A 26,162-nucleotide genomic window follows, 5' to 3' on the forward strand; every position below is an offset into this window, starting at 1 on the left:
TATGGTGCAGAATATTTTGATTGTTACCAAAGAATATCATTGCAGTCTCAACGAAAACGTTGGAGGCACCGGAATTTTTTATAAAAATCTTTGCGAAGAACTGGCGAAGCGTGGCTTCAAACCGTATGTTTTTTTAATAAGCCGAAAAAATTTTGAACTGACAGAAAATGGAGTTAGTATTTACTCGGTTAAAGACATTTTCAAATCGAAATTTTTGATGGAAACAATGCGCTCACTCACCGGTAAAATTTCTTTAATAAAAGACTTTTCTTTTAAAATCTATCTTTTAGAAAAGAAAATTATTCAGAAAAAAATCAGACGCTGGATGACTGAAAACGCGTTGCATTTCGATGTCGCCGAAACGCACGACTGGGATGGCTTAGCTTTAGCGATTCCACAAAATATTAAATCGGTGATCAGATGTCACGGATCATGGACGGTCTTGAAAAAATACTTCGGCTATGGTAAAGTAAAGGAGGGCCGGATTTTCTGTGAAAAAATAGCGATCGAAAACTGTAAAAACATCATCACAATTTCTAAATTTAACGAGAAAATTAACCGCGAATTATTTGATCTTGGGAAAACAAAGCTCATTTATAACGGAATCGATGAAACTGTATTTAATCCTGATTTGAAAACTGAGAAAATTTCAAAATCTGTTTTTTATTTGGGTAATGTTTCGCGCGAAAAAGGCGCCGATACGCTGCTTGAAAACTTTATAAAAATTAAAGACAAATTTAATGATGCGACACTTCATTTTATCGGCAACAGTAATGATTTTCCGGCAAAAGTGTCAGAAATAAATACTAATCCCAAGTTTCGCAGCTCGGTTATTTTTCATGGGAAGAAATCACGGAGTGAAATCGCAAGTCTTTTAAGTCAGGCCGAAGTGATCTGTTTTCCTTCTAAAGGCGAAAATTTTAGTTTATCTTTGCTTGAATCGATGGCAATGCGGAAGCCAATTGTATGTTCAGACATTCCTTCATTTACGGAGATTATTAAGGATTATGAAAACGGACTGATTGCTTTCGGAAATGATTTTGCTGAAAAAGTTTCAGTGATTTTTAACGATATTGAACTTGCAGAAAAAATTTCAAACAGTGCCAGAAAAACGGTGGAAGATCATTTTACACTTCATAGAATGATTGACGAAACTGTGAACTTTTACAATACAATAAAATGAGAGATTACGATAAACCTTTTTTGATTGAATTTCCCAAAATTGGAGGTCCGGCGTTAGGATATATTTCAGTTGCCGAAAAAGAAAATCTGCCTTTTGAGCCAAAGCGCATTTACTGGACGTATTTTACGCCTGAAGAAGTAGAACGTGGTGGCCATTCTCATTATGATTTGCAGCAAATTCTTTTGGCTGTTGCCGGAAAAATCGAGGTAACTACCGAACTTTTATCTGGTGAAAAAGAAACATTCATTTTAGACAAACCCAATCTTGGGCTATATATTCCTAAAATGTGCTGGCGAAATATGCGCTATACGCACAATGCCGTTCAAATCTGTATCGCAAGCATAGAATATGACGAAAAAGATTATATCAGAGAGTATTCTGAATTTTTAGATCATGGACGCAAGAGAACAAATTGAAAACCTTGAGCGCCAGCTCGTTGCCCTAAGAAAGAAATATTATCTCAAATCTTTTATCCGGAAAGCTAAAAGGCTCGTGACCGATTTTTTGCCTTTGCAGAATGCAGACCAAAGTATTATTGTAACCGAAAAAACGATTTTACCGGCTGCAGAAACAGACAATTATCTACCAAAAAAGCAGGGAGAAAATCAAGTGAAAATTTCAACGCCAATTAATGCTGTCAAAATATATGAGCTCGAAAATGTTTACTGTATCTCAAATTCTACTTTCTTTTTAACTCTAAAAAAAGATAAAATTTTTTACGAAAAGTGGCATGATGACAAGCGCATTCACTATGTATATCATACCACAAATCTTCTTCAGAATGCCGTTACGTTAGCCAAAGTTCAAAATCGGAAAAGTATACGACTAAAGGAAGAAGCCATTTTTCTTGGCGGAATTTTCACCTTTAATTACTATCATTTTGTTTTTGAAATCCTTTCCAAGACCGAATTTTTCAACGAAATTCCGGAATATCATGAGAAGATGGTGATTGTGGATGAAGTGGTTTCGCAAAATGAAAACATGAAAACACTTTTAAGCTTTTTTGTAAAAGAAAATAACATCCGTTTTGTTGATCATCAGACGTATTTTAATTTTGAAAAGCTTTGGCATATCACGAGTCCGAATTATACGATACCTAACATTGTTACAGGAGAGAAGTACGAAGCTGGATTTTCTAAGTTCACGCCTTCGTCGGTACAATATTTAAGAAAAATATGTCTTGAAAATCTTGATTTAACGAAAGTGAAAACGGAAAAGGTTGAAAAAGTTTTCATTGCCAGAAAATCGCAGTTCAGAAAATATAATGAAGCTGAAATTATTAAAGTCGCGAAGGATTTTGGCTTTCAGGAAGTTTTTTTTGAAGATCTTAATATTCACGAGCAGATTTTCATGGTTCAGAATGCAAAATACATCACCGGGCCAAGTGGCGCAGCATGGACAAATCTGCTTTTCGCAGACAGCAATGCAAAAGGTTTAACTTGGCTGAGCAGCGTTTGGGGTGACTTTTCGGTCTACTCGACGATGGCAAAGATCATAGGTTTTGATCTGAATTATTATATTTATCCTCAAGTGACAGAAGATTTTCATGAAGATTATATTCTGAATCCGAAAATTTTCGCACAACATTTAAAGACACTTTTAGCATGATAAAGATACATCCGACAGCCGAAGTTCAGACTGAAAATATTGGTGAAAATACAATGATTTGGCAGCACTGCGTGATTTTGAAAGGTGCCGAAATCGGTGCTAACTGCAACATTAACTTTAATGTTTTTATCGAAAATAAAGTCAGGATCGGAAATGATGTAACCATTAAACCTGGCGTACAGATTTGGGACGGAATCATGATTGAAGACGGCGTTTTTATTGGTCCAAACGTCACTTTCACAAATGACAGAAATCCTGTTTCAAAGAACACAGATTTTATTCTGGAAGAAACTTTGGTGAAAAAAGGCGCATCAATTGGTGCGAATGCGACAATACTTCCGGGAATAACAATTGGTAAAAATGCAGTAATAGGTGCAGGAAGCGTGGTGACGAAAAATGTTCCCGAAGGTGAAACATGGTTTGGAAATCCGGCGAAAAGACACCGATGAAAATCTGGGGTTTTTATAGCGTTTTTTATCTGATTTTTGCAGTATTTTGCCTGCTTACCATTTTTGTAGGCTTCGATTATTACGACAGCGGTTTCATTCTGGCGCTTTCTTCAAAACTTAATGACGGACAAATAATCTATCGTGATTTTGATTATGTACGGCCTTTTGGCACACCGGTTTTCTGGGCAATTCTGCTGAAACCTTTCTTTTTCGTTAAAGATTATTTATACCTCATTTGCAGAATGCTTGTTCTCATGCAGTTTGCGGTAATATCATATCAGGTTTCCCGAGTTATTTTCAATAATGACCGCTGGGATAAAAGAATGCTTATCAGTATTCCATTTCTGATGATTTCAAACATCAACATTTTTCCAGCGATGCCTTGGCACACGATCGATGGATTATTTTTTCTTAGTCTGTCGCTGTTTTATCTTCACAAAAAAAATATTCTTCTAGCAATTCTGTTTTCAATAATTGCAGCAACAACAAAACAGTCATTTTTCCTGATTCCTTTTCTGTTAACTGTTATTTCAGTTTTTTTCCATAGAAGATTTAATTTTAAATTAAATCTTAAATTCTTCCTGATTTTAGCTTCGTGCATCATAATCCTTCTAATATTTAAAATTCCGGACGCGCTTTATTTTTACCGATCTGTATCATTAGATTCAAATAAAAAAATTATTTACGACGTTGGTTTTGAGATTTACCTAGATTCTTTTAAATATATTTTTCCTTTTTTAGGCAGCGCAATTATCGCCATATTAATTTGGATAAAAATAAAAAACTCATCTTCGTTCGTTCCCAATTTCATTGGAATTTTTCTCGGCTTTTGCTTTCTAATTCCATTCTATCACTATGTTACAGATTACTATTCAGCAACACCGAAATATACAGACTATACGATTTTATCATCGGCAAACGCTCTTTTACCGATTACCGTTTTTTTACTTATTTATTCCATTTTTAAAGACCGAAAAAAAACTCTGAATACGACTCTGACAGAAGTTTGCGCTGCAACGATCATCTGGAGTTCGGCAATTTCATGGGGTGCAGGAAATATTTTCCTGGCTTTCCCATTTGTTTTTTTGACATTAAAATCTGACAGTTTTTTTTCAAATAAAATAATGATGATTCTTTTGCCGCTCTCCATTTTGAACCTCCGCATAATCAATCCTTATCTTGAAAAAAATATATTTGAAGAAAGGTACATTAAGCTCGAAAATCTTCCTGTGTATTCCGGAATTTACACATCAAAATCAAACGCAGAATATCTTGCTCAAAGCAAGGTGATTTTTGAAAAATATAAAAATATACTATTTCTTCCTGGATTTCCGGCCGCGTCTGTGATGTTTGAAAAAACCAAAAACCGCATGCCTTGGGAAATGAATGTGGAATACCCGAATTACAAAAAAGATTTATCTTTGCTGCACTGCAAAAATCTCTATTTTGTAGTGGATAAAAAGTCTTTTTCGTATGACAAAAACAGCTTTTACGGAAGCAGTTTTACTGACGAAGTGAAGAAGAAGAAAACAAAAATAGATTCTACCGGCCTGTTTTACATTTATAAATAAAAAACAATGGAAATAAAATTTTTAGACCTAAAAAAAATTAACCTGCAGCATCAGTCGGAAATTGAAGCGCAACTTGTAGAAACTTTCCGTAGCGGCTGGTATCTTTTGGGTGAAAAAGTAAAAAGTTTTGAGCAGAATCTGGCAAATTATCTCGGTGCGAAACACGTAATCGGCGTTGCCAACGGTTTGGATGCGCTTCGCCTGATTTTCCGTTCGTACATCGAAATGGGAATTATGGCAGAAGGTGACGAAATCATCGTGCCTGCCAATACGTATATCGCTTCTGTTCTTGCAATTACAGACAATAATCTGGTACCGGTTTTCGTAGAACCTGATATTGAAACATACAATCTTTCCACTGCTGAAGTTGAAAAGAATATCACCGAGAAAACAAAAGGTATTATGGTTGTGCATCTGTACGGCCGTGTTTGCTTTGACGAAAATCTTCAAAATATTGCTGAAAAACATAATTTAAAAGTCATTGAAGATAACGCGCAGGCAATCGGCGCAGCATTTTCGGGTAAAAAAACCGGAAATCTTGGCGATGCTTCAGGATTTAGTTTTTATCCCGGTAAAAATCTTGGTGCTTTGGGCGACGGCGGCGCAGTTTCTACAAATAATGATGAACTGGCAGAAACGCTTCGGGCCATTGCAAATTACGGTTCCAGTAAAAAATATGTGAATGAATATAAAGGTTTGAATTCACGTTTAGATGAAATTCAGGCTGCGGTTTTGGATGTTAAATTAAGATCGATTGACAGAGAAAATGATGTTCGCAGAAATATCGCCAGAAAATACTGCGATCAGATAAAAAATACTTCCATCGTACTTCCTGAGTTTCCGAAAAATGAAATAGAACACGTCTGGCATTTGTTTACGGTCCGCTGCGAAAACCGTGAGCGTCTGCAGACTTATTTACATGAAAAAGGAATTCAGACGCTGATTCACTACCCTATTCCGCCGCACAAACAGGAATGTTATAAAGAATATGCAGATTTGTCGCTTCCGGTTACAGAAAAAATTCATGACGGAATTCTCAGTCTGCCGATCAGTCAGGTAATGGAAGGTGGCGAAGTAGATTATGTAATCGAAATGATAAACCAATTTTCGTAAGATGACCAAATCGCCCTTTGTAAGCATTATTATCATCACAATGAATCACGAAAAATTCATTGCAGAAGCTTGTGAATCGGCGGCTCAGCAGGATTATGATCATTTTGAAATAATTGTGTTAGACAACAATTCTTCAGACAAAACTTTTGAAATTGCGACTGCAACACTTTCTAAGTTTCCTGTAAAGCATAAACTCATCAAAAATTCTGAAAGTTTTGGTGTTGCAAAAAATCTGAATATTTTGGTTTCGCATACGTCAGGAGAATACATTTCGATACTTTCCGGTGACGATTGGTACACGAAAAATCATCTGAGGGAGAAAGTGAGTTTTTTTCAGGCTAATACTTTCGATTTTATTTTAACAGATGGTTTTAAATACTATCAGGAAACCGGTGAAATAACAGATGCGTACAGCGAAAAAGGCAAAAAAAATCTTCTTGCCAACATCGGAAATTTCTTTCATTACAACGTTTCTGGCAACAAAACAGTGAATGTGGGAACATTTGTTTCAAAAAAAATTCTGACGGATCATCCTTTTGATGAAGAAATCCAGACGGAAGACTGGGATATGAATCTGCGTTTATCCTCGCTCGGTTACCGCTTTGGTTTTTTAGATAAGAAACTCTTTTATTACCGGATATTACCAACGAGTCTGTCGCGAAACTGGGCGGTAATGAAAAATTCTTATGAAAAAGTAACCTCAAAATATCTCAATTATATCAGGAAAGATAAAGATCTAAATGAAAAATATCTGCTGAATTTACTTCACTTTAAGTATGAAATAAAACTCAGTAAAACTGATCATTCTCTAGAAAGAAAAAGGCTGAAAAAAGAATGGAAAAGAGAGAAATATCGGATCAAATATAAAAATCCGCTATTATTTTTTAAACTCCTGTTTTTAAAATAACTGATCATTCACATTCAACATCTGCAAAACTTTAATTTAAGTAAATTTGCACCATAAATTTTGATACATGAAGAAAGTGAGAGTTCGTTTTGCGCCAAGTCCGACAGGGCCTTTGCATTTGGGCGGCGTGAGAACCGCGTTGTATGATTATCTTTTTGCGAAGAAAAACGGCGGCGATTTTGTCCTTAGAATTGAAGATACCGACACCGCAAGATATGTGGAAGGTGCTGAAGAATATATCGAAGAAGCGCTTGCCTGGTGCGGAATTATCCCTGACGAAAGCCCAGCGAAAGGTGGAAAATACGCTCCTTACCGACAGTCTGAACGAAGAGATATTTATGATAAATACACTGAGCAGATTTTAAAAACCGACTATGCATACATCGCTTTTGATACGGCTGAAGAGCTTGATGCGATCCGTGCTGAATATGAAGCGAAAGGTGAAGTTTTTTCTTATGACAACCGCACACGAAATCAGCTCAAAAACAGCCTTACACTTCCTGAAGAAGAAACGCAGCGACTGATCGCTGAGAAAACGCCGTATGTAGTCCGTTTCAAAATGCCTGTAGACCGAATTTTAAATCTTGTGGACATCATCCGCGGGAATTCTTCGGTAAATACAAATACACTGGATGATAAAGTTTTGGTGAAAAACGACGGAATGCCGACGTATCATTTTGCCAATATTATCGATGATCACGAGATGGAAATTTCGCACGTGATTCGTGGCGAAGAATGGTTACCATCTCTTGGTTTGCACACTTTATTATATGAAGCAATGGGCTGGGAAGCTCCGGAATTTGCGCATCTTTCTTTGATTCTTAAGCCTGAAGGCAAAGGAAAACTGAGCAAAAGAGACGGAGATAAATTCGGATTTCCTGTTTTCCCTCTAAATTTTACTGATCCCGTAACTGGAATTACTTCTAAAGGTTATCGTGAAAGCGGTTATCTGCCGGAAGCTTTTATCAATATGGTGGCGCTTTTGGGCTGGTCGCCTGCAGATGATAAAGAAATTTTGTCTGTCGAGGAGATGGCTCAAGAATTTGATCTGAATAAAGTACATAAAGCAGGTGCAAGATTCAGCAAAGAAAAAGCAGAATGGTTTAATCATCAGTATATTCAGAAAAAGACGGATGAAGAGCTTTTGCAAATTTTAAAAAAATCTGATTTAAACATAAATCTTGTAGACGAAAAACTTCTGAAAATCATTCATCTAATGAAAGAACGTCTGACATTTGTCAGCGATCTTACACTTGATAACGAAAAAGGGAAATTTTTCTTTGAAGCACCAACGTCTTACGACGAGAAAGCTTCCAAAAAAGCTTTTAATGATCAAACTTCAGAAATATTAACCGAACTTTCACTTAAATTAAATGAGATGGAAACTTTCACGGCAGAAAATATCAAACAAACCATGCAAGATTTTGCAGAATCTAAAAGTTTGGGTATGGGAAAAGTGATGATGCCGCTTCGCCTCGTACTTGTCGGCGAACTGAAAGGTCCGGATGTGCCGGATATTGTAGAACTTATTGGAAGAGAGGAAACTACCGCGCGCATTGAGAACGCAATCAATTATTTTAAATAGAATCATATAATTTTTCATAAATTTGAAAGATTAAATTTACTTCATAGAATGGAATATTTAAGTTTCGAATTGCCTATAAAAGACCTGATGGATCAATACCAGACTTGCTCTTTGGTAGGCGAAGAAAGTGGTGTCGACGTGAAGTTGGCGTGCAGCCAGATCGAGGATAAAATCCTTGAAAAGAAAAAAGAAATCTACGGAAATCTTACGCCTTGGCAGCGTGTGCAGCTTTCCCGCCATCCAGACCGTCCTTACACGATCGATTACATCAGCAGGATGGTAGATAAAGGTAGTTTTCTTGAACTGCATGGCGACAGAAATTTTGCAGACGATCCCGCGATGATTGGCGGTCTTGCAACGCTCGACGGACAAAAAATCATGATCATCGGAACACAAAAAGGCCGTACAACGAAGGAAAGGCAGCACAGAAGATTCGGGATGCCCAATCCTGAAGGCTACAGAAAAGCTTTAAGACTGATGAAGCTGGCTGAGAAATTTAAAATTCCGGTAATAACCTTGGTTGATACGCCGGGAGCATATCCTGGTCTTGAAGCTGAAGAGCGCGGACAAGGCGAAGCGATTGCCAGAAATATTTTTGAAATGGTGCAGCTGAAAACGCCTATTTTCACGTACATTATTGGCGAAGGTGCCAGCGGTGGTGCTTTGGGAATCGGTGTTGGAAACAAAGTGTACATGCTGGAAAACACCTGGTACACGGTAATTGCACCGGAAAGCTGTTCTTCAATTCTCTGGAGAAACTGGGATCATAAAGAAGATGCAGCCAACGCATTGAATCTGACGCCGAAAGATGCTTTAAGAGAAAAATTCATCGACGGAATTATCTCAGAACCGCTTGGTGGCGCACATTACGATCCGGAAACAACTTATCAGAATCTCAAAACTTCAATTTTGCAGAACATCAAAGCCTTCTCAAAATTCTCAGGCGAAGAGCTTGAAAGACAAAGACAGGATAAATTTATTGCCATGGGGCAATTTAAAGGATAAAAAAAGTGGTTAAGATTTTTCTTAACCACTTTTCATTTTTAGTCGGCTACGTTCAACTCGATTTCGATATCCTTCGTAATTTTCTTTAGCGAAGAATATTTTGCATCGCAAACGGCGGTCGTTACTACATATTCGCCCTTATCAATTAAAACAAAGTTTTGCCCGCGCGCCGGAACATCAAGGTTGTAATATTTTTTTCCGCTGATTTTTACGATCAGATTACATTTCGACTTATTGCGGATATTCACATACGCTTCACTTTTGCTTGAATCGTTACTGAAAAGATGTGTGAGCATACTTGCCGTGCGTTTTCCTTCTTCACTCGCTCCCGATTTTTTACTTCCTGTACTTGCAAAATTGGTGTTTTTATCGGTTTTCACATTTTTGGCTAAAGTTGCGAGATCTTTTCCGCTGTTAAGTTCGTTATTAGAAACAATTTTCGCGATTTTATCTTTACTGATGGGTTTGATGGTTGGTTTGGCTTCCGGCGAATTGTCTGCCATTATAATATCCATCAATTTTCTTTTGAAACGGTCAGATTTTGCATGGCCCGGATTTTGTTTGAGGAAACCCGCAATAATTCTCGGTTCTGAGGATTTCTCTGCATCTTCTTCAGTGTAAATAATCACTGTCTCCTTTTCTGCTACTGTTTTTGCTTTGACAGCTTTCTTCTTTTGGGAAAAACCTAAACAAAATATACTTAAAAATAGGAGGAAAAATATTTTTCTCATGTACTGTTTTTCTTTTTAGAATTTAATTTAAATAAATACTATAACGTGAAAAGTCATTTTTTAGTTTATGATTAAAATTATTATCTTTGCGCATCTTAAAACAAACAGTGTAAGATAAACTTAATTTTAATATAAAAATAATAAATATTATGTCTTATTCACCAGCTGCTGCAGATGTGGCAAAACTAAGAAACCAAACAGGTGCAGGTATGATGGACTGCAAAAAAGCACTAACTGAAGCTGAAGGAGACTTCGATAAAGCAGTAGATATCCTTAGAAAGAAAGGACAGAAAGTTGCTGCTAACAGAGCAGACAGAGAATCTACCGAAGGTGCTGTAATCGCAAGAGTAAACGAAGACAACACCATGGGTGTGGTAATTTCTCTAAACTGCGAAACTGACTTTGTAGGTAAAAACGAAGCTTTCGTAGAACTTGCTTTCGAATTGGCTGAGCAGGCAATCGTATATTCAAACAAAGAAGAATTTTTGGCATCTGACTTCCACGGGATGACTGTTGCTGAGAAATTAATCGAGCAGACAGGTGTAATCGGAGAAAAAATCGAGATCGGTGCTTTCGAAAGACTGGAAGGGCCTTTCGTAGGTGCTTACATTCATGCTGGTAACAAAATCGCTGCTCTTACTGCACTTTCTGCAAAAGTAGAAGGAGCTGACGAAGCTGCTAAATCTGTTTCTATGCAGGCTGCTGCAATGAATCCGATTGCTCTTGATGAGACTAAAGTTTCTCAGGAAACAATCGATAAAGAGCTGGAAATCGAACGACACAAACTTACTGAAGAAGGTAAGCCTGCAAATATTATCGAGAACATCTTGAAAGGTAAAATGCAGAGATTCTACAAAGACAACACTTTGGTACACCAGGATTTCATCAAAGACAGCTCTATGTCTGTTGCTGATTATGTAAAATCTATCAACGGTGATCTTAAAGTTACAGGTTTTGTAAGAGTAAGCCTTTCTTAGGAATAACAATCTAAATAACAAAAAATCCCGACATATTCTTCTGTCGGGATTTTTTTGTTATACATCACATATTAAAATTATGAAATATTTAAAGGAAAGCTCTATATATTGAAAATGTTGTGAATTTTTATTGAAAATTAATTTAAATTTGAAATCTTATTTCGCACAAATGAAGAAACTCTTATTTTTTATACTTTTTCTTTCGACTTTAAGTCTAAAGGCTCAGCTTGATACGGAACATTGGTTTGCACCTGTTGCTGCAAAGACCAATACCGGTGCGACGCAGAGCTTTCTGTATCTTTCTACAAACGAGACAACACCTTTTGCGGTACAGGTTTTTAATAATAACATCGTTTTTGCAACGGTACAGCTGAGCAAGGGAAATCCGCAGCAAGTTGCAGTGCCATCAAATATGATGCTTGCGGTGGGACAGACCAACCTTTTTACACCAAATTCTATGGGACTGTATGTAAAAGGCTTGAAAAAGTTTTTTGCCAATTACCGTGTTTCCATGACTTCTCATGCTGAAATTATCACCTCGAAAGGCGCCGCCGGACTTGGAAAAAATTTCTACGCTGCAATGGCACCATTAACGGGAACAGGAGCAGCAATCAACTCAACTATCGGCGTAATTGCTACAGAAGACAATACATCTGTAGTCATTTCAAATTATAATCCCGGAGTTATTTTCTCAAATAATACTTCACCTGCAAATTTTACAGTAACGCTGAATAAAGGACAATCTTATATCATAGACGCTGTAAGCAGTACAAATCCTGCGAATACAAGTGGACTTATAGGAACTAAAATTGAGGCTAATAAGGCTATTTCAGTTACAAACGGTAATTTCAACGGAATCTATACCAATCAAAACTTTCAAAATAATGATATTCTTTTGGATCAGTCGGTGCCGCTGGAGAGATTAGGAAAAGATTTTGTGGTGGTGAAAGGCAACGGAACGGTGTTTTCTGAGATGGAAACTGCCATGATTTTGGCCACAGAAGATAATACGACATTTTCTATCAATGGTGTAAATGCGGGAATTACTTTAAATACAGGACAGTACTATCTGGTGCCGAGCTCAGATTATATCCTTCATGGTATTGATCATTACAATCTAAGTATTGCTACTAATAAAAAAGTATACGTTTACCAATTTCTTGCAGGAACTTCTGTAGGTAATGAATATGCTACTGGAGGAATGAATTTTATACCGCCGCTTAGCTGTTTTATGCCTAATAAGATTGATGAAATTGGATTTATTAATACAATAGGAACAGGAATTTATGATACCAAACTAAATATTATAACCCAAAGTGGCGCCGCTGTTACGGTTAACAACAATCCTCTTCCCAATACATCAGGTCCGTATCCTGTTACCGGAAATCCGAACTGGGTAAGTTACAGTGTGCAAAACGTTACAGGAAATATTACGGTAAATTCTACAAAATCTGTTACGGCAGGTATTGCTGCGGGAAGTGGTGCTGTTGGTTTTGGCGGATATTTCTCCGGATTTTCTTCAGTACCAGTAATTACCAAAACGGGCGACTGTTATTTTGGACTGCTTCTTCAGGTTGATAATTCGTACGATTCTTACCAATGGTTTTTGAATAGTGTGGCGATTCCCGGAGCGACTTCTTTTTCTATAAACCCTGAATTGTATGGGCCTGGAGTTTACACGTGTCTGATTACAAAAAATAACTGCGAATCTAAACTTACCGATCCTTACACCTACACATCTTGTCCGCCAATCGTTAATACAACGTATAATCTCGGACTTTGCAACACAAAAGTCGTTACTCCAGCGTTTACGAATTCTACCCAAACAATCGTAAATTCCAATACCAGTATCATTGTTCCACCACAGTTCGGAACAGCGGTTATAAACCCATCTACAGGACAAATTACGTACACTCCAAATGCGACTTTGACGGCCGATACAACAGACACTTTTGTTTATTACATCCAAGGCAACGGAAATCCTTTTGACTATGAATATTTCCGTGTAACGATTAATATCGATGTGATTATCGTTACTAATGCAACTCTTACCGTTTGTGCTAATGCGAATGGCAACGGTATATTTAATCTTCCAAACGCTTCAGTAACCACAGAGTCAGGTGCGACGGTAACTTATTTTACTGATGCTGGTCTAACCAATCAGATCACAGTGCCGACAAATTTTTCTTCTGGTACCGCGATAGTTTATGCCAAAGTAACTTCACAGTACGGTTGTTCGAAAACCGCTCAGATTGCTCTCACCGTAAATCCGGCACCGAATATTAATACTGCAAATTTTAATGGAAATATATGCGATGATAATTTAGATGGGACTATTAATGTAGATTTCAGTACCGTCACTCCTCAGATTGTTACCAATTCTGTAAACTTTATTGTTAAGTATTATCTTACGGCCGCTGATGCCGCGTCAGGAACTGCAACACCTTTGCCACAGAACTGGTCTTATACTGCTAATACCACCGTTTATGTTCGTGTTGAAAGTACAAATGGATGTCCTCCAGCTTTAGGGCAGATCAATTTTACTGTGGGGCCGAAAATTCCGTTGCTTACATTAGATTACAATACGCTCGTATGTGATACCAATTGGGATGGAACAGAATCTGTAAATTTAAATATCTACAAAAATAATTTCACGGCAGATCCGTCAGTTACGCTCACATTTTACACTACATTGGCAAATGCTCAGAACGCAGTTGGAGCAATCAATGCGACACAGACAATCACACCTTCGCAAATTTTCTATGTGAGATTTCAAAGTGCAAACGGCTGTCCTTCTGTAGCAAAACTGACATTAAATTTAGATCAGCTTTCATCCTCGAACGCTACACTGACAAGCTGCTCCAATGCGAACGGATCAGCAACTTTTAATCTAACAAGTGTTATTGTAACAACTACGGCAGGAGCAACAGTCGCTTATTTCTCGGATGCGGCACTCACGTTACCGATTTCTGCACCAAACACCTATTCTTCATCGGGAGGAAATGTTTACGCTCAGGTGACTTCAGCTTTTGGATGTACAAAGACGGCGCAGATTACTTTAGTCGTTAATCCTCTTCCAAATATCAATACAACAAATTTTAACGGAGCGATTTGTGATGATAATTTTGACGGAATTATTAATGTGAATTTTAATAATGTAACATCTCAGATTGTTACTAATTCTGCAAATTTTACAGTAAAATATTATCTTACCGCCGCAGCCGCAGCCGCGGGAGGAACGAATAATCTTCCAAGTAACTGGACGTATACTACAAATACTACCGTTTTTGTACGCGTAGAAAGCGCAAACGGCTGTCCACCTGCATTTGGGCAAATCAACTTTACCGTGGGAACAAAAATCCCGCTACTAATATCTGAATTAAATACCGACGTCTGCGATCTTGATTTAAATGGAAGTGAAGCGGTAAATCTTAATAATTATAAAAACCAGTTTACACTAGATACTTCAGTCACTTTGACTTTTTACACCACACTTGCAAATGCCCAAAATGCAACCGGTGCTGTCGCCGCAAACCAGGTCATCAATAATACCGGAACATTTTTCATCCGTTTTGAAAGTCCGACTTCTTGTCCGAATACCGGAAAAATTACCGTTACATTAAAACGCGGAAAAAAATCTGATGTATTGAAAGACCAGCGGGTTTGTGATGGACAAAAAGCAATTTTAGATGCCGGCTCAGGATTTTCAGCCTACCTGTGGAATACTGGCGCAACAACGCCAAGCATCACTGCAGAACCTGGAAATTATTACGTGGATTTGACATTTAACGGTTGCGTTTACAGACAAAATGTTACGGTAACTGTTTCGCCGACTCCTGTAATTAGCAGCATACAGATTTCAGGGTCTAATGCTACTATAAATGTTTCAGGAGGTACGCCGCCTTATCAGTATTCATTAAACGGAATCGATTATCAGACCTCAAATATATTTACCGGACTTATCCGCGGACCAAAAACTGTATATGTAATCAGTGCGGATGGCTGCGCACCGGTAAAAAAAGATTTCCTGATGATCAATCTACTCAATGCCATTACGCCAAATGGCGACGGCTACAATGACAAACTTGATTACACCGATTTAAATATTAAAAATAATGTTTCAATAGAAATTGTCGACCGCTATGGCGCGATGATTTATAAGTCATCAGAAAAAAATTACGTTTGGGACGGAAAACTGGGAGGAAGAAACCTTTCTACGGGGACCTATTGGTACCTAATCAAGTGGATTGAGCCTGACACGAAATTGCCTGTTTCCTATTCTGGGTGGCTTTTAATAAAGAATAGAGAATAAAATTGTTTTATTGTTATGATTTATTAACAGTTATTGAATTTTTATTTTATTTTTGTAGAAACCGTAATTCTCATATTATGAAAAAATTTCTACTCAGTTTTGTCATGCTCCTGCTGACTGCAACATCAATGTTTGCGCAAAGAGACCGTGAACACTGGATTGCGCCTTTTTTTGACAGCTCTTCAACCGTCTACAATAAAGCACTGTATTTTTCAACGGACTCAACAACACCATTTGAGGTAAAAATTTACAGCAACAATATACAGATAGGAGCAGTAACTATTGCTTTAAACAACCCTCAAGTGTTTTTTCTACCGCAGAATACAACTACTGATCCCGATGTAGATCCTGTTGAGATGAGCAACAACAACCAAGCATATACAGCAATTAATAAAGGCATTTATACATCCGGTCCAAAAGAATATTTTCTTACGCTACGCATCTACAACGGTTCTCATGGTGAAATTCTGACATCCAAAGGTAAAGCAGGATTGGGAACTACTTTTTATGCAGCTCCTGCACCAACCACAACTACCACGGGAGGTTACAATTTTACTGCAGCAGTATTGGCTACTGAAGATAATACAAGTGTAACGGTTACAGGGTTTAATGCAGGGGTAGTTTTCATCAATCAGCCTGCTACTACGAATACGATAACTTTTACCTTAAACAAAGGACAATCATATATACTTGCCGGAACCTCAACATCAAGTGGAAATTCAACAGGATTTATCGGAGCGAAGATCGTTTCCACAAAACCCATTACGCTGACAAACGGAAATTCCAACGGATTTTATGCCACTTCCGGCGGTGTTGACGGCTCAGATTTAATTCTGGATCAGTCTGTACCTGCAGACCGTTTAGGTAAAGAGTTTGCGATGATCAGAACTTTAGGTGCCCTCAATACTGGTTACAACATGGAAGGTGGAATGATTGTGGCAACCGAAAACAATACAGAGATTTTTCTGAATAACGGAGGAAGTCCGGTAGCGACAATTAATGAAGGAGAATTTTACAGAATTCTTGATGCTGATTATGTGCAGCAAGGTACATCTACACACTACAATATTTTCGTAAGAGCAAGCAAAAATGTGTATCTCTACCAATTTGTTTCCGGTAATTCAAATGCCAGAAACAACGGTGGTTACAATTACATTCCACCTTTGAACTGTTTTCTTCCCAAGAAGATTGAGCAGATTGGTAAAGTGAATGAAATGCCAATCAGCGTTCCTGCACCTCCAAATCCTAATAATCCTCCAGTTTCAGGCCAGCCTACAAGCACATTCCTTTTAAAACTGAATATAATTACCGAGGCCGGAGCAACGGTTCTTGTAAATAATGTTGCGCCGACGGCAGCTGAAGGACCATATCCACTTTCAGGTAACTCTCAATGGGTAACTTATGCTATAAGCGGTGTTCAGGGCAACCTGACGATTACCTCAACAAAAGCGGTGACCGCTGGTGTAAATGGCGGATACAGCACTGCGGGATACGGCGGTTATTTTGCCGGATTCTCATCAGTTCCTTTAATTTCAAAAGTTACTGGCGTATGTATTCCTGGGATAATTTTAGAAGTTCCGGATAATTTTGATACTTATCAATGGTATTTAAATGGAGTTGCAATACCGGGCGCCACATCCAATACATACACACCTACAGTTGCCGGGAATTATACCGTAAATGTGACAGTTGGCACCTGCCCGGGAGTAACAACGCCTGTTTTTAAAGTATTTAAATGCTTGCAGGAAACCAATACAACATTAGTTATCTGCGGAATAAAAACAATTACTCCTGCATTCACCAGCTCCACTCAAACCATTGTGCCTGGCACAGTTCAGATTTTGACGCCGCCATCATCAGGTACAGCTGTGGTAAACCCTACTACCGGAGTCATAACCTATACGCCACAGGCTGGCTTTCTCGGCACCGTTACCATGGTTTATCAGTTCTGCGGTAATGCAACAGAATTTATAGACTGTGAAAAAGTGACACTTACACTACAGGTTGTGCCTTTTATCGTGACAGACCGTACAATTTTCGCGTGCCAGTATGATGGTAAAGCATATTTTGATCTTACCAGCGCCAATGTTACTGATACCACAGTGCCTTTTGTAAGAAAATATTATCCTACACTCGCAGATTTGAACGCAGGCACAAATGAAATTACCAATCCAACCGTATATTTTTCGGGAGAGGGTTTTATCTATGTGAAAGTAACAACATCGGAAGGTTGTGAGGCAACTGCTAAGATCACTTTGAAATTCTATCCTTCACCAATTGTAAATGATGCGACAATCAGCCAGTGTTTCCTTGAAATAAATGAAACGCAGGCAAAATTTGATCTGAATACAGCGGTTGTTACTTCACAGTCCCCAATTACGAAAAGGTTTTATCCAACATTTACAGATGCGAACAACGGTACCAACGAAATTTTAGCCAATCTTGCTGCGAACTATTTCTCTACGGATGCAACTGTCTACGTAAGAGTTTACAGTGCACAGGGCTGCTACAGCATCGCAAAAATTACTTTAAAAGTAATTCCGCCAAAAAGATCGGCACAGCTTGTTGACAAATTTATATGTATCGATGACCGTACAACATTGGATGCAGGGCCAGGTTACCAATCTTATACATGGAGTACCGGTGCTACGACGCAGTCTATTCAAGGTGTGCCTGTCGGAGAATATTGGGTTCTTTTAAAGGACAACGGATGTTCTGTAAAACAGTTTGTGAAAGTGAAAAAAATTCAGGATCCTGTTATCACTTCTGTTGAAATTTCAAATAATACCGCAACTGTAATTGCAACAGGCGGCACAGCACCATATCAATATTCGATTGATGGACTGAATAACTGGCAAACTTCAAATGTATTTACCAATTTAACAAGAGGTCAGCATACATTCTTTGTAAAAGATTCTTACAACTGTGCTCCTGTTTCTACAGAAATCACGGTTCCGAATCTCATCAATGCCATTACGCCAAACGGTGACAATAAAAATGATTACATCGATTACCGTGAATTGGCTTACAAAGAAAATCTCACGTTTACGATCTATGACAGATATGGAAACAAAATTTTCATGGGCGATAAGTTTAATAACTTCAGATGGGACGGTAAGCATTTCGACAAGAAAATTCTCACAGGAACCTATTGGTATCATATCTCCTGGAATGAGCCGAATGCACAGAAAACTCCGGTAAAATACACGGGCTGGATTCTGGTAAAAAACAGAGAATAACATTAATTTAAGAAAAAAGCCACAGTCTAAAAGCTGTGGTTTTTTTACCTTAATTCATTTTATTTAGAAAAACATAAACAGATTATATATGAAGAAAATTCTACTTATTTTCATTTTACTGCTTTCAGGTTTAAACCTGACAAAAGCACAGCGGGATACCGAGCACTGGATTGCTCCTTATTTCGCGTCAACATCGTACACGCAGGCGCTGTATCTTTCAACAGATTCTCTCACGCCATTTACGGTAACTATTTTTAGTAACAATGTTTCGCTGGGAACTGTTTCAATCAGTAAAGGAAGTCCGCAGATATTTACTGTACAGCCGGGTTTCATTTCTACAGCAAATACAGCCGAGGCGTTCGCTGTTATTAATAAAGGTCTTTACCTGAACGCTCCGAAACCTTTCTACTGTACGATGAGAATGGTGAGCAGTACGACGCACGCCGAGATTGTTACCAGTAAAGGAAAAGCCGGTATCGGAACCGAGTTTTTTGTAGCGGCAACGCCGTCTCCATTCAGCACCAGCGGAAATAATTTTTCGGCTGGCGTTTTGGCAACAGAAAACAATACCACCGTTACTGCAACATGGAGCGCTACGGCACCTATTACTTTTGTAGGAGCCACTCCAACGACTAACACGCATACATTTGTTTTAAATAAAGGTCAGTCTTTCATTTTTGCAGGTTTGGGAACCAATGCTGCGAATATGGATAAATTTATAGGTGCCAAAATCGTTTCTGACAAACCCATTACGCTTACCAATGGCAATGTAAACGGAAATTTCGGAACAGGATCTTCAAGCGGATCAGATGCCGTTCTCGATCAGTCGGTGCCTGTTAACCGTCTTGGAAATACTTTTGCCATGGTGCGCACACGCTCTACTGCAGCAGATCTTGAAGGTGGGATTATCATCGCAACCGAAGATAACACGCAGGTTTTCCTTAACGGTAATGCGGCACCAGCTGCAACTTTAAATCAAGGGCAATGGTACAGAATTTCGGGAGCGAGCTACATTACGCAAGGTCCGAATCATGCGAATATGTTTATTTCTACCAGTAAAAACGTATACTTATATCAGTTTGTGGCAATCACAAACAGTAATGCAACGTGTGGTTTTAATTACATTCCGCCTCTCAACTGTTTCTTACCAAGAAAAATTGATGAAATTGCAAAAATTAATGAAATGCCTACCGGTGCCGGAGGCGCGAGTGCCACGCCGAGTGGAACCATCGTCAAATTAAATATTTTAACGGAAGCTGGTGCCGTCGTAACAGTAAATGGTGTTGCTCCTACTGCTGCGCAAGGACCTTTTACGGTAACAGGAAATACAAATTGGGTAACTTACGGCATCGAAGGTTTATCAGGAAATGTTACAGTACTTTCCAATAAAGCAGTAACTGCAGGAATTAACGGTGGATACAGCACGTCAGGCTACGGCGGATATTTTGCAGGATTCTCGTCAATTCCTCTAATTGCCAAGCAAACCGGCGACTGTATTCCGGGGCTTGTTTTGGAAGTGGATGATGGCTACGACACCTACCAGTGGTTTAGAAACGGAAATCCTATCGTGGGAGCAACAACGTATTCTTATACGCCGACACAATCAGGAAATTATACGGTAAGAATTACCGTCGGTTCTTGTCCGCCAGCGATAACTCCGGTTTACAAAGTTTTCACGTGTTTACAGCAAACTACTGCAACAAGAATTCTCTGTGAAGGTTACATTAATATTGCTCCGCAATTCACTTCATCTACGCAGACTGTGGTGCCGGGAACGGTACAGATCGTTACGCCGCCTGCAAACGGCACAGCAATCGTAAACCCGACAACTGGCGTTATCGGATACACACCAAATTTTGGTTTTGTAGGAACTGATACTATCAAATATAAATTCTGCGGAAATGATCCTGAATTTGTCGACTGCGAACAGATTACACTTACGCTTACCGTTTCCGAAAGTCCGGCAGTAAATAATGCAACTTTAAGAACTTGCTATTTGGAAGCCAATATTTCAACAGGATTATTTAATCTGACAAACGCTTCGGTAACTCTTGTCACAGGAACTACTAAAAAATATTATCCTTCGCCTACAGATGCAAACAATCAAACCAACGAGATTTTAAATCCCACCAATTACATCGCGCCAAATGGCGTTGTCTATGTAAGGGTTTCAAATGCTAACGGCTGTTACAGAGTTGCAGAAATAACTTTAGTGGTCATTCCGCCGACAAAATCCGACGTTTTAAAAGATAAAATCATCTGTATCGAAGACACGACGTCGCTTGATGCCGGACCGGGATTTAATTCTTATCTGTGGAGCACCGGTGCAACAACGCAGGTTATCACTAATGTGATGGTCGGTAATTATTATGTTGACCTCAAAACCGGCGACTGTATCACCAGACAGAAAGTAACCGTTTACCCTTCAGAACAACCTGTGATTGCCAATATTGATATTAGTACAAATACGGCTACGGTGACTGTTGTTGGTGGCACAGCGCCATATCAGTATTCGCTTGATAACTCAAAATGGCAGGCATCAAATGTTTTTCCGGATCTTCCGCGCGGAGAAGTTACCATTTATGTAAAAGATTCTTATGACTGCGAACCGATCATGGTAACTGTAACTATACCAAATCTGATAAACGTAATCACGCCAAACGGCGACGGCGTTAATGATATTTTAGACTACTCTGCTTTGGCCAAAAAGAAAAATCTTTCGGTTCAGATTTACGACCGTTACGGCGTTCAGATATATCAGGGAACTAAAGAAAACGGGTATAAGTGGAACGGAACCATCAACGGTGGCAAAAAAGTAAATACCGGAAATTACTGGTACAGCGTGAGCTGGACAGAAAACACCAAAAAAGCTTCTGAAGTGAAATTCTCCGGTTGGATTCTGGTGAAAAACCGAGAATAATTATTATTTAAAATAATTTGCAATACCACGGCTGCACGGTCGTGGTTTTTTATTGAGTTTTAAACAAAACCTCAATTATTATTATTAAATTTGTTGGAAAATCGAGGTCAGATGAAGAAAATTCTATCCTTTTTTCTTGTTTTTTATGTATTCTCTATTTCTTTTGCTCAATTGGATAGAGAGCATTGGTTTGCGCCTATGATTGATCGGGTAAACAACCCGAATCCTTACCAGAAACTCTATCTTTCGACCAACCGTACTACGCCTTTTCCAGTGACGATTTACAATAATAATGTGGTGATCGGCACGGTAACAATCAGTAAGAACAATCCGCAAAAATTTGACATTCTCAGAGATTTCATCATAACAACCAGCCAAACCGATCTTTTCACACCCACTACGAAAGGTTTATATCTGAAGGCAGAGTTTCCTTTTTACGCCAATCTTAGATTTTCAGTTCTGAATCATGCTGAAATTATTACTTCAAAAGGCATCGCTTCCACCGGACTTACTTTTCATGCAGCGAGTGCGCCGATTACTGTCGTAAACGGAATTTTAAATTTTATGACCAGCGTTTTAGCGACGGAAGACAATACAACGGTGACTGTTTCGGGCTATAAACCGACCGTTCAGTTTTCGAACGGAACCAACGGAACGACGACAACTACATTTTCATTTACTTTAAATAAAGGACAATCTTACATCATCGACGGCATTGGCGACCTTACCGGAAACGCTGACGGTTTTATTGGTGCTAAAATTCAGTCGAATAAACCTATTAACGTTACCAACGGTAATTTTAACGGGCAATATGCCGGAAATATTCCTACGAGTTCGGATATTCTGATGGATCAGTCGATTCCGGTTGAACAGCTCGGAACCGAGTTTGCGCTCGTCAAAGGAAACGGAACGATTGGAAGCAATATGGAAGGCGCTCTGATTGTTTCCACAGAAATCAACACACAGGTTTATGTTAATAATGAACTGACGCCTTACGCGGTTTTAAATGTTGGCGAATACGTTGTAATTCCGGACACGAAATATCAACTTCAGGGGACTACTGGACATTATAATCTTTATTTAAGAACAACAAAAAAAGCTTACGTATATCAGCTGCTTGCCGGCGATTCTGTTTCCGGATCTCAGGTGGCGACCGGTGGATTTAATTTTATACCGGCGCTCAACTGCTATTTACCGAAACAGATTAACGAGCTCGGTTTAATCAATGAAAATTTTGTACACTCAAATGCCAATCCGAACGGTATTTTAAATATTCCAACCAAACTAAATCTCATCACAGAACGTGGCGCCGTCGTAACGGTAAATGGTGTCACTCCGCCAGCAACGACCGGACCTTTTGACATGACAGGAACGACAAGTTGGGTCACGTACGGAATTCCAAATACGGTTGGTACGATTACGATTTTGTCAAATAAAGCAATCACCGCAGGAATTACTGCGGGAAGTGACGCCGTGGGTTATGGTGGTTTTTTTGCCGGATTTCCCACGCAACCTGTTATTTTAAAAACAGGCGACTGCGTTCCCGGAATTGTGCTGACCGTAGATCCAATTATTTATGAAAGTTACCAGTGGTACGTCAACGGAAATTTAATTCCGGGAGCGACATCTAGTTCGTATACACCGACTCAATCCGGATTTTTTACGTGTGCAGTAACTCAGGGAAGTTGTGCGCCGCTCATCACAGTTCCGTTTAAAGTTTTAAACTGCACGAAATTAACTGCTGAGGTTTTCAACATCTGTACATCAAAAATATTTACTCCGACATTTACGACAAGCACGCAAACGCCAGTGCCTTCAACTGTCGCGATCACAACGCCACCGACTTTGGGAACTGCAGTCATTAATACAGCAACCGGCGTCATTACGTACACCGTGACAAATCCTAATGTTGCCGGAACAGATACTTTTACGTATACCTTCTGTGGAAATAATGCCACGTTCCCAGATTGTGAAACGGTGACGGTAACGCTCAACATTCAGCCTGTAACTGTAAATAACGCGACACTCACCGTATGTAATATCAATGGCACCGGAACTTTTAATCTTTCTAATGCAGTTGTCACAAGCAGTTCTCCGATAACTTTTGCGTATTACACAAGTTTACTGGCAGCGCAGAATGAAGACGCGGCAGGTCAGATTAATAATTTTACAAGCTATACCGCACCAAACGGAACCGTCGTTTACGCGGTTGTAAAAAATGCAACCGGCTGTAAAAATATTGCGCATATTACTTTGAATCTTTTTCCTTTAGCGGTTGTAAATGCAGCAAACATCGGAAATGTATGCGATGAAAACTTTGACGGTATTTACACCTTAAATCTTACGACGCTTACGCAGTCAATTCTAAACAATCCAGCTTACTTTACCAACGTGCGGTATTACGCAGATCTCGCCAATGCCAATCTCGGAAACAACAATACGCTTCCAAACAACTATACTTATACAGTCAGTACAACGATCTATATTCGCGTAGAATCACCCGATGGCTGCGCGCCAGTTATTCAGCCGATAAATCTTACAGTCGGAACAAAAATTCAGTTGCTGACCAACGCGGTGACCACGACTTTTTGCGATGATGATTTTGACGGAATAAAAGACGTGAACATCGGGCAGTTTATTTCGCAGTTTACGACAGATTCTCAGGTAACTTATGCAGTTTACGGCACGCTGTCAAATGCGCAGAATGAGGTAAATCCTTTAAGCAGTCCGGTTAATTTTACAGGAACGCAAACGGTTTTTATTAGATTCAAAAAGCCTGGATTTTGTTCAGCAATCGGAACGCTGACGATCACCGTTAAAATTCCAAAAAAATCTGATATTCTATTCGATAAGAAAATCTGTCCAAAAACAAAAACAACATTAGATGCAGGCCCAGGATTCGACACATACGTCTGGAGCACCGGCGCTACTACTCCATCGATTATCAATGTTGGCGCAGGAAATTACTGGGTAGATCTTACGGTGAACGGATGTACGTACCGCCAGTTTGTAAATGTTTCTGAATCTGTTTTACCGGTCATCACGCAGATTGACATCAACGGAAATACCGTAACAATTACTGCGACCGGAGGAACGCCACCTTATGAATATTCGATCGACGGTATCAACTGGCAGACTTCAAATGTCTTCAATGATGTTTCGCGAGGAACTTATACTGCTTACGTTCGTGATTCTTTGAAATGCGATGTGGTGAAAGAGCCTTTTGTAATTATCAACCTCATCAATACGATTACACCAAATGGCGACGGAACCAATGACGTGATTGATTATTCTGCGCTGATGACAAAGAGTAATCTTGAATTCAGAATTTTTGACCGATACGGCGCTGAGGTTTTCCGCGGGACGCCAACCAATAAATTTACTTGGGACGGAAATATGAAAGGCCGTCCGGTTTCTACCGCGACCTACTGGTATTTTATCAGCTGGACGGAAAGAAATACAATAACAGTAAAATACAGCAGCTGGCTTTTGGTGAAGCACCGAAACAACAGTCTTTGGGATCGGTAAACAATGTTTTTTTTTGTTTAAATAACATTCATTAACAAAATCAGATTAAAGTTTAATAAAATTTTAACCCTATAAATTCAGCCGAAATCTAATACTGACACGATTCTTGCGTACTTTTGCGGTATCAATATGAAGTACTTATACACGCTGATTTTATCACTTTTTCTGTCGCAGCTGAATGCACAGAAAATCTCCGGAGAAGTTTTTTTGCGTGATAATTCTGTGCTTTACCTAAACGCGGTTTATGTAACCAACGTAAACACATTACGTACAGTTCTTACCAATTACAACGGCGATTTTTCCATAGATGCCAGTCCTGGCGATGTCATCAGATTTACCTCGATCGTTACAGAAAGGCGGGATGTAAAAATAACTCCCGAGATGTTTTCCACTAAAAATGTGGTTGAACTGAAAATTGCCTATCACGATATTCAGGAAGTTGTTATCAGCCGATTCCGGCCGACTGGAAATCTCCGCTATGATTTGAATTCGTTACGGAAAGAAGATAAAGTTTACGCTTTAAAAAAGATTATCGGACTTCCGGAACCCAAAGGAGACGGCAAATCACCGGATCTTCCGCTGGCAGGTTTCCGTGATGGCGGTTTAACGTTCAGCATTGAGAGTATATTTGATGTTCTGAGCGGCGAACGGAAAAAGAAACAGCGATTCTTAGCTTACGAGCGAATGAATAACTCGGTAACCCAAGTGAAAAATTATTTGGGTAAAGATTATTTTACAAGATTAAAAATTCCTGAAAACCTGATTGACAATTTCCTTCAGTTTGTGTATTCATCAGAGAATATTGAAAGCTATGTGCAGGGCGGAAATCTTGATGCAGTGAAAATTCCTATCGAGAAATATCTTCCGGTATATCAGCGCAGACTGCGCAATTCGAATCTTCAGGATGTGCTGAAATAAGAGATCTTAAATAGTAGAGTTAATTTTTATTTGCAACTCACTTTCAGATATTTATTTTTATCATTACTTTTGCGCCATAAAACAAAAACGCAAATAAAAACAAAAATTTCCGTTAC

Annotated in this window: 16 protein-coding genes; 15 read left to right on the forward strand and 1 reads right to left on the reverse strand. The window is 38.9% G+C overall.

Going from position 1 to position 26,162, the window contains the following annotated elements; translation table 11 throughout:
- The first annotated feature begins 1 nt into the window (after nucleotide 1).
- The 9 genes from ASG01_RS08785 to ASG01_RS08825 all read left to right on the forward strand — a co-directional run bounded on the left by ASG01_RS08785 (nucleotide 2) and on the right by ASG01_RS08825 (nucleotide 9,421).
- Nucleotides 2–1,183, forward strand: coding sequence for a glycosyltransferase family 4 protein (locus ASG01_RS08785; RefSeq protein ID WP_055862784.1), 1,182 nt, complete (start codon nucleotides 2–4; stop codon nucleotides 1,181–1,183).
- Nucleotides 1,180–1,599: a sugar 3,4-ketoisomerase gene (locus ASG01_RS08790; RefSeq protein ID WP_055862786.1), complete on the forward strand. Its 420-nt coding sequence runs from the start codon at nucleotides 1,180–1,182 to the stop codon at nucleotides 1,597–1,599. The genes ASG01_RS08785 and ASG01_RS08790 overlap by 4 nt, the downstream gene beginning before the upstream one ends.
- Nucleotides 1,577–2,791 (forward strand): glycosyltransferase family 61 protein, encoded by a 1,215-nt coding sequence (locus ASG01_RS08795; protein ID WP_055862788.1) that lies wholly within the window; start codon nucleotides 1,577–1,579, stop codon nucleotides 2,789–2,791. The genes ASG01_RS08790 and ASG01_RS08795 overlap by 23 nt, the downstream gene beginning before the upstream one ends.
- Nucleotides 2,788–3,240 carry an N-acetyltransferase gene (locus ASG01_RS08800; protein ID WP_055862791.1) on the forward strand — a complete coding sequence of 151 codons (453 nt, stop codon included), beginning with the start codon at nucleotides 2,788–2,790 and terminating at the stop codon, nucleotides 3,238–3,240. Before ASG01_RS08795 ends, ASG01_RS08800 begins: the two co-directional genes overlap by 4 nt.
- On the forward strand, nucleotides 3,207–4,811 hold the full coding sequence (locus tag ASG01_RS08805; protein ID WP_131725352.1) for a hypothetical protein: 1,605 nt from the start codon (nucleotides 3,207–3,209) through the stop codon (nucleotides 4,809–4,811). The genes ASG01_RS08800 and ASG01_RS08805 overlap by 34 nt, the downstream gene beginning before the upstream one ends.
- A 6-nt stretch (nucleotides 4,812–4,817) precedes the next feature.
- On the forward strand, nucleotides 4,818–5,924 hold the full coding sequence (locus tag ASG01_RS08810) for a DegT/DnrJ/EryC1/StrS family aminotransferase (RefSeq protein ID WP_055862795.1): 1,107 nt from the start codon (nucleotides 4,818–4,820) through the stop codon (nucleotides 5,922–5,924).
- 1 nt (nucleotide 5,925) lies between these two features.
- Nucleotides 5,926–6,831: a glycosyltransferase family 2 protein gene (locus ASG01_RS08815; protein WP_055862798.1), complete on the forward strand. Its 906-nt coding sequence runs from the start codon at nucleotides 5,926–5,928 to the stop codon at nucleotides 6,829–6,831.
- Between the two features lie 67 nt (nucleotides 6,832–6,898).
- Nucleotides 6,899–8,416, forward strand: a complete 1,518-nt coding sequence (gene gltX, locus ASG01_RS08820; RefSeq protein WP_055862800.1) for a glutamate--tRNA ligase — start codon at nucleotides 6,899–6,901, stop codon at nucleotides 8,414–8,416.
- Nucleotides 8,417–8,464: 48 nt separating this feature from the next.
- Nucleotides 8,465–9,421: an acetyl-CoA carboxylase carboxyltransferase subunit alpha gene (locus tag ASG01_RS08825; RefSeq protein ID WP_055862802.1), complete on the forward strand. Its 957-nt coding sequence runs from the start codon at nucleotides 8,465–8,467 to the stop codon at nucleotides 9,419–9,421.
- A gap of 38 nt (nucleotides 9,422–9,459) precedes the next feature.
- Here the strand turns inward: ASG01_RS08825 and ASG01_RS08830 are convergent, their stop codons facing one another.
- The gene (locus ASG01_RS08830; protein WP_055862805.1) at nucleotides 9,460–10,152 is read right to left on the reverse strand and encodes a DUF6759 domain-containing protein; all 693 of its coding nucleotides are present in this window, start codon (nucleotides 10,150–10,152) and stop codon (nucleotides 9,460–9,462) included.
- Nucleotides 10,153–10,301: 149 nt separating this feature from the next.
- Between ASG01_RS08830 and tsf the strand changes: the two genes are divergently transcribed.
- The 6 genes from tsf (at nucleotide 10,302) to ASG01_RS08860 (ending at nucleotide 26,046) form a co-directional block, all read left to right on the forward strand.
- Nucleotides 10,302–11,129 carry a translation elongation factor Ts gene (gene tsf / locus ASG01_RS08835; protein ID WP_055862807.1) on the forward strand — a complete coding sequence of 276 codons (828 nt, stop codon included), beginning with the start codon at nucleotides 10,302–10,304 and terminating at the stop codon, nucleotides 11,127–11,129.
- Nucleotides 11,130–11,298: 169 nt separating this feature from the next.
- On the forward strand, nucleotides 11,299–15,441 hold the full coding sequence (locus tag ASG01_RS08840; protein WP_055862809.1) for a T9SS type B sorting domain-containing protein: 4,143 nt from the start codon (nucleotides 11,299–11,301) through the stop codon (nucleotides 15,439–15,441).
- A gap of 77 nt (nucleotides 15,442–15,518) precedes the next feature.
- Nucleotides 15,519–18,680: a gliding motility-associated C-terminal domain-containing protein gene (locus ASG01_RS08845; RefSeq protein WP_055862811.1), complete on the forward strand. Its 3,162-nt coding sequence runs from the start codon at nucleotides 15,519–15,521 to the stop codon at nucleotides 18,678–18,680.
- An 88-nt stretch (nucleotides 18,681–18,768) separates the two neighbouring features.
- Nucleotides 18,769–21,600 (forward strand): gliding motility-associated C-terminal domain-containing protein, encoded by a 2,832-nt coding sequence (locus ASG01_RS08850; RefSeq protein ID WP_055862814.1) that lies wholly within the window; start codon nucleotides 18,769–18,771, stop codon nucleotides 21,598–21,600.
- A gap of 111 nt (nucleotides 21,601–21,711) precedes the next feature.
- Complete coding sequence (locus ASG01_RS08855; protein WP_055862816.1) at nucleotides 21,712–25,128, forward strand: T9SS type B sorting domain-containing protein; 3,417 nt, start codon at nucleotides 21,712–21,714, stop codon at nucleotides 25,126–25,128.
- Between the two features lie 129 nt (nucleotides 25,129–25,257).
- Nucleotides 25,258–26,046 carry a hypothetical protein gene (locus ASG01_RS08860; protein ID WP_055862817.1) on the forward strand — a complete coding sequence of 263 codons (789 nt, stop codon included), beginning with the start codon at nucleotides 25,258–25,260 and terminating at the stop codon, nucleotides 26,044–26,046.
- Nucleotides 26,047–26,162: the final 116 nt, after the last annotated feature.

The sequence above is a fragment of the Chryseobacterium sp. Leaf180 genome, from assembly GCF_001424585.1.
Taxonomy (GTDB): Bacteria; Bacteroidota; Bacteroidia; order Flavobacteriales; family Weeksellaceae; genus Chryseobacterium.

Coding starts and splice junctions, on each gene's coding strand:
- ASG01_RS08790 (WP_055862786.1), top strand. CDS start 1,180: ATGAGAGATTACGATAAACCTTTTTTGATTGAATTTCCCAAAATTGGA.
- ASG01_RS08860 (WP_055862817.1), top strand. CDS start 25,258: ATGAAGTACTTATACACGCTGATTTTATCACTTTTTCTGTCGCAGCTG.
- ASG01_RS08850 (WP_055862814.1), top strand. CDS start 18,769: ATGAAGAAAATTCTACTTATTTTCATTTTACTGCTTTCAGGTTTAAAC.
- gltX (WP_055862800.1), top strand. CDS start 6,899: ATGAAGAAAGTGAGAGTTCGTTTTGCGCCAAGTCCGACAGGGCCTTTG.
- tsf (WP_055862807.1), top strand. CDS start 10,302: ATGTCTTATTCACCAGCTGCTGCAGATGTGGCAAAACTAAGAAACCAA.
- ASG01_RS08825 (WP_055862802.1), top strand. CDS start 8,465: ATGGAATATTTAAGTTTCGAATTGCCTATAAAAGACCTGATGGATCAA.
- ASG01_RS08830 (WP_055862805.1), bottom strand. CDS start 10,152: ATGAGAAAAATATTTTTCCTCCTATTTTTAAGTATATTTTGTTTAGGT.
- ASG01_RS08855 (WP_055862816.1), top strand. CDS start 21,712: ATGAAGAAAATTCTATCCTTTTTTCTTGTTTTTTATGTATTCTCTATT.
- ASG01_RS08815 (WP_055862798.1), top strand. CDS start 5,926: ATGACCAAATCGCCCTTTGTAAGCATTATTATCATCACAATGAATCAC.
- ASG01_RS08800 (WP_055862791.1), top strand. CDS start 2,788: ATGATAAAGATACATCCGACAGCCGAAGTTCAGACTGAAAATATTGGT.
- ASG01_RS08845 (WP_055862811.1), top strand. CDS start 15,519: ATGAAAAAATTTCTACTCAGTTTTGTCATGCTCCTGCTGACTGCAACA.
- ASG01_RS08840 (WP_055862809.1), top strand. CDS start 11,299: ATGAAGAAACTCTTATTTTTTATACTTTTTCTTTCGACTTTAAGTCTA.
- ASG01_RS08810 (WP_055862795.1), top strand. CDS start 4,818: ATGGAAATAAAATTTTTAGACCTAAAAAAAATTAACCTGCAGCATCAG.
- ASG01_RS08795 (WP_055862788.1), top strand. CDS start 1,577: ATGGACGCAAGAGAACAAATTGAAAACCTTGAGCGCCAGCTCGTTGCC.
- ASG01_RS08785 (WP_055862784.1), top strand. CDS start 2: ATGGTGCAGAATATTTTGATTGTTACCAAAGAATATCATTGCAGTCTC.
- ASG01_RS08805 (WP_131725352.1), top strand. CDS start 3,207: ATGGTTTGGAAATCCGGCGAAAAGACACCGATGAAAATCTGGGGTTTT.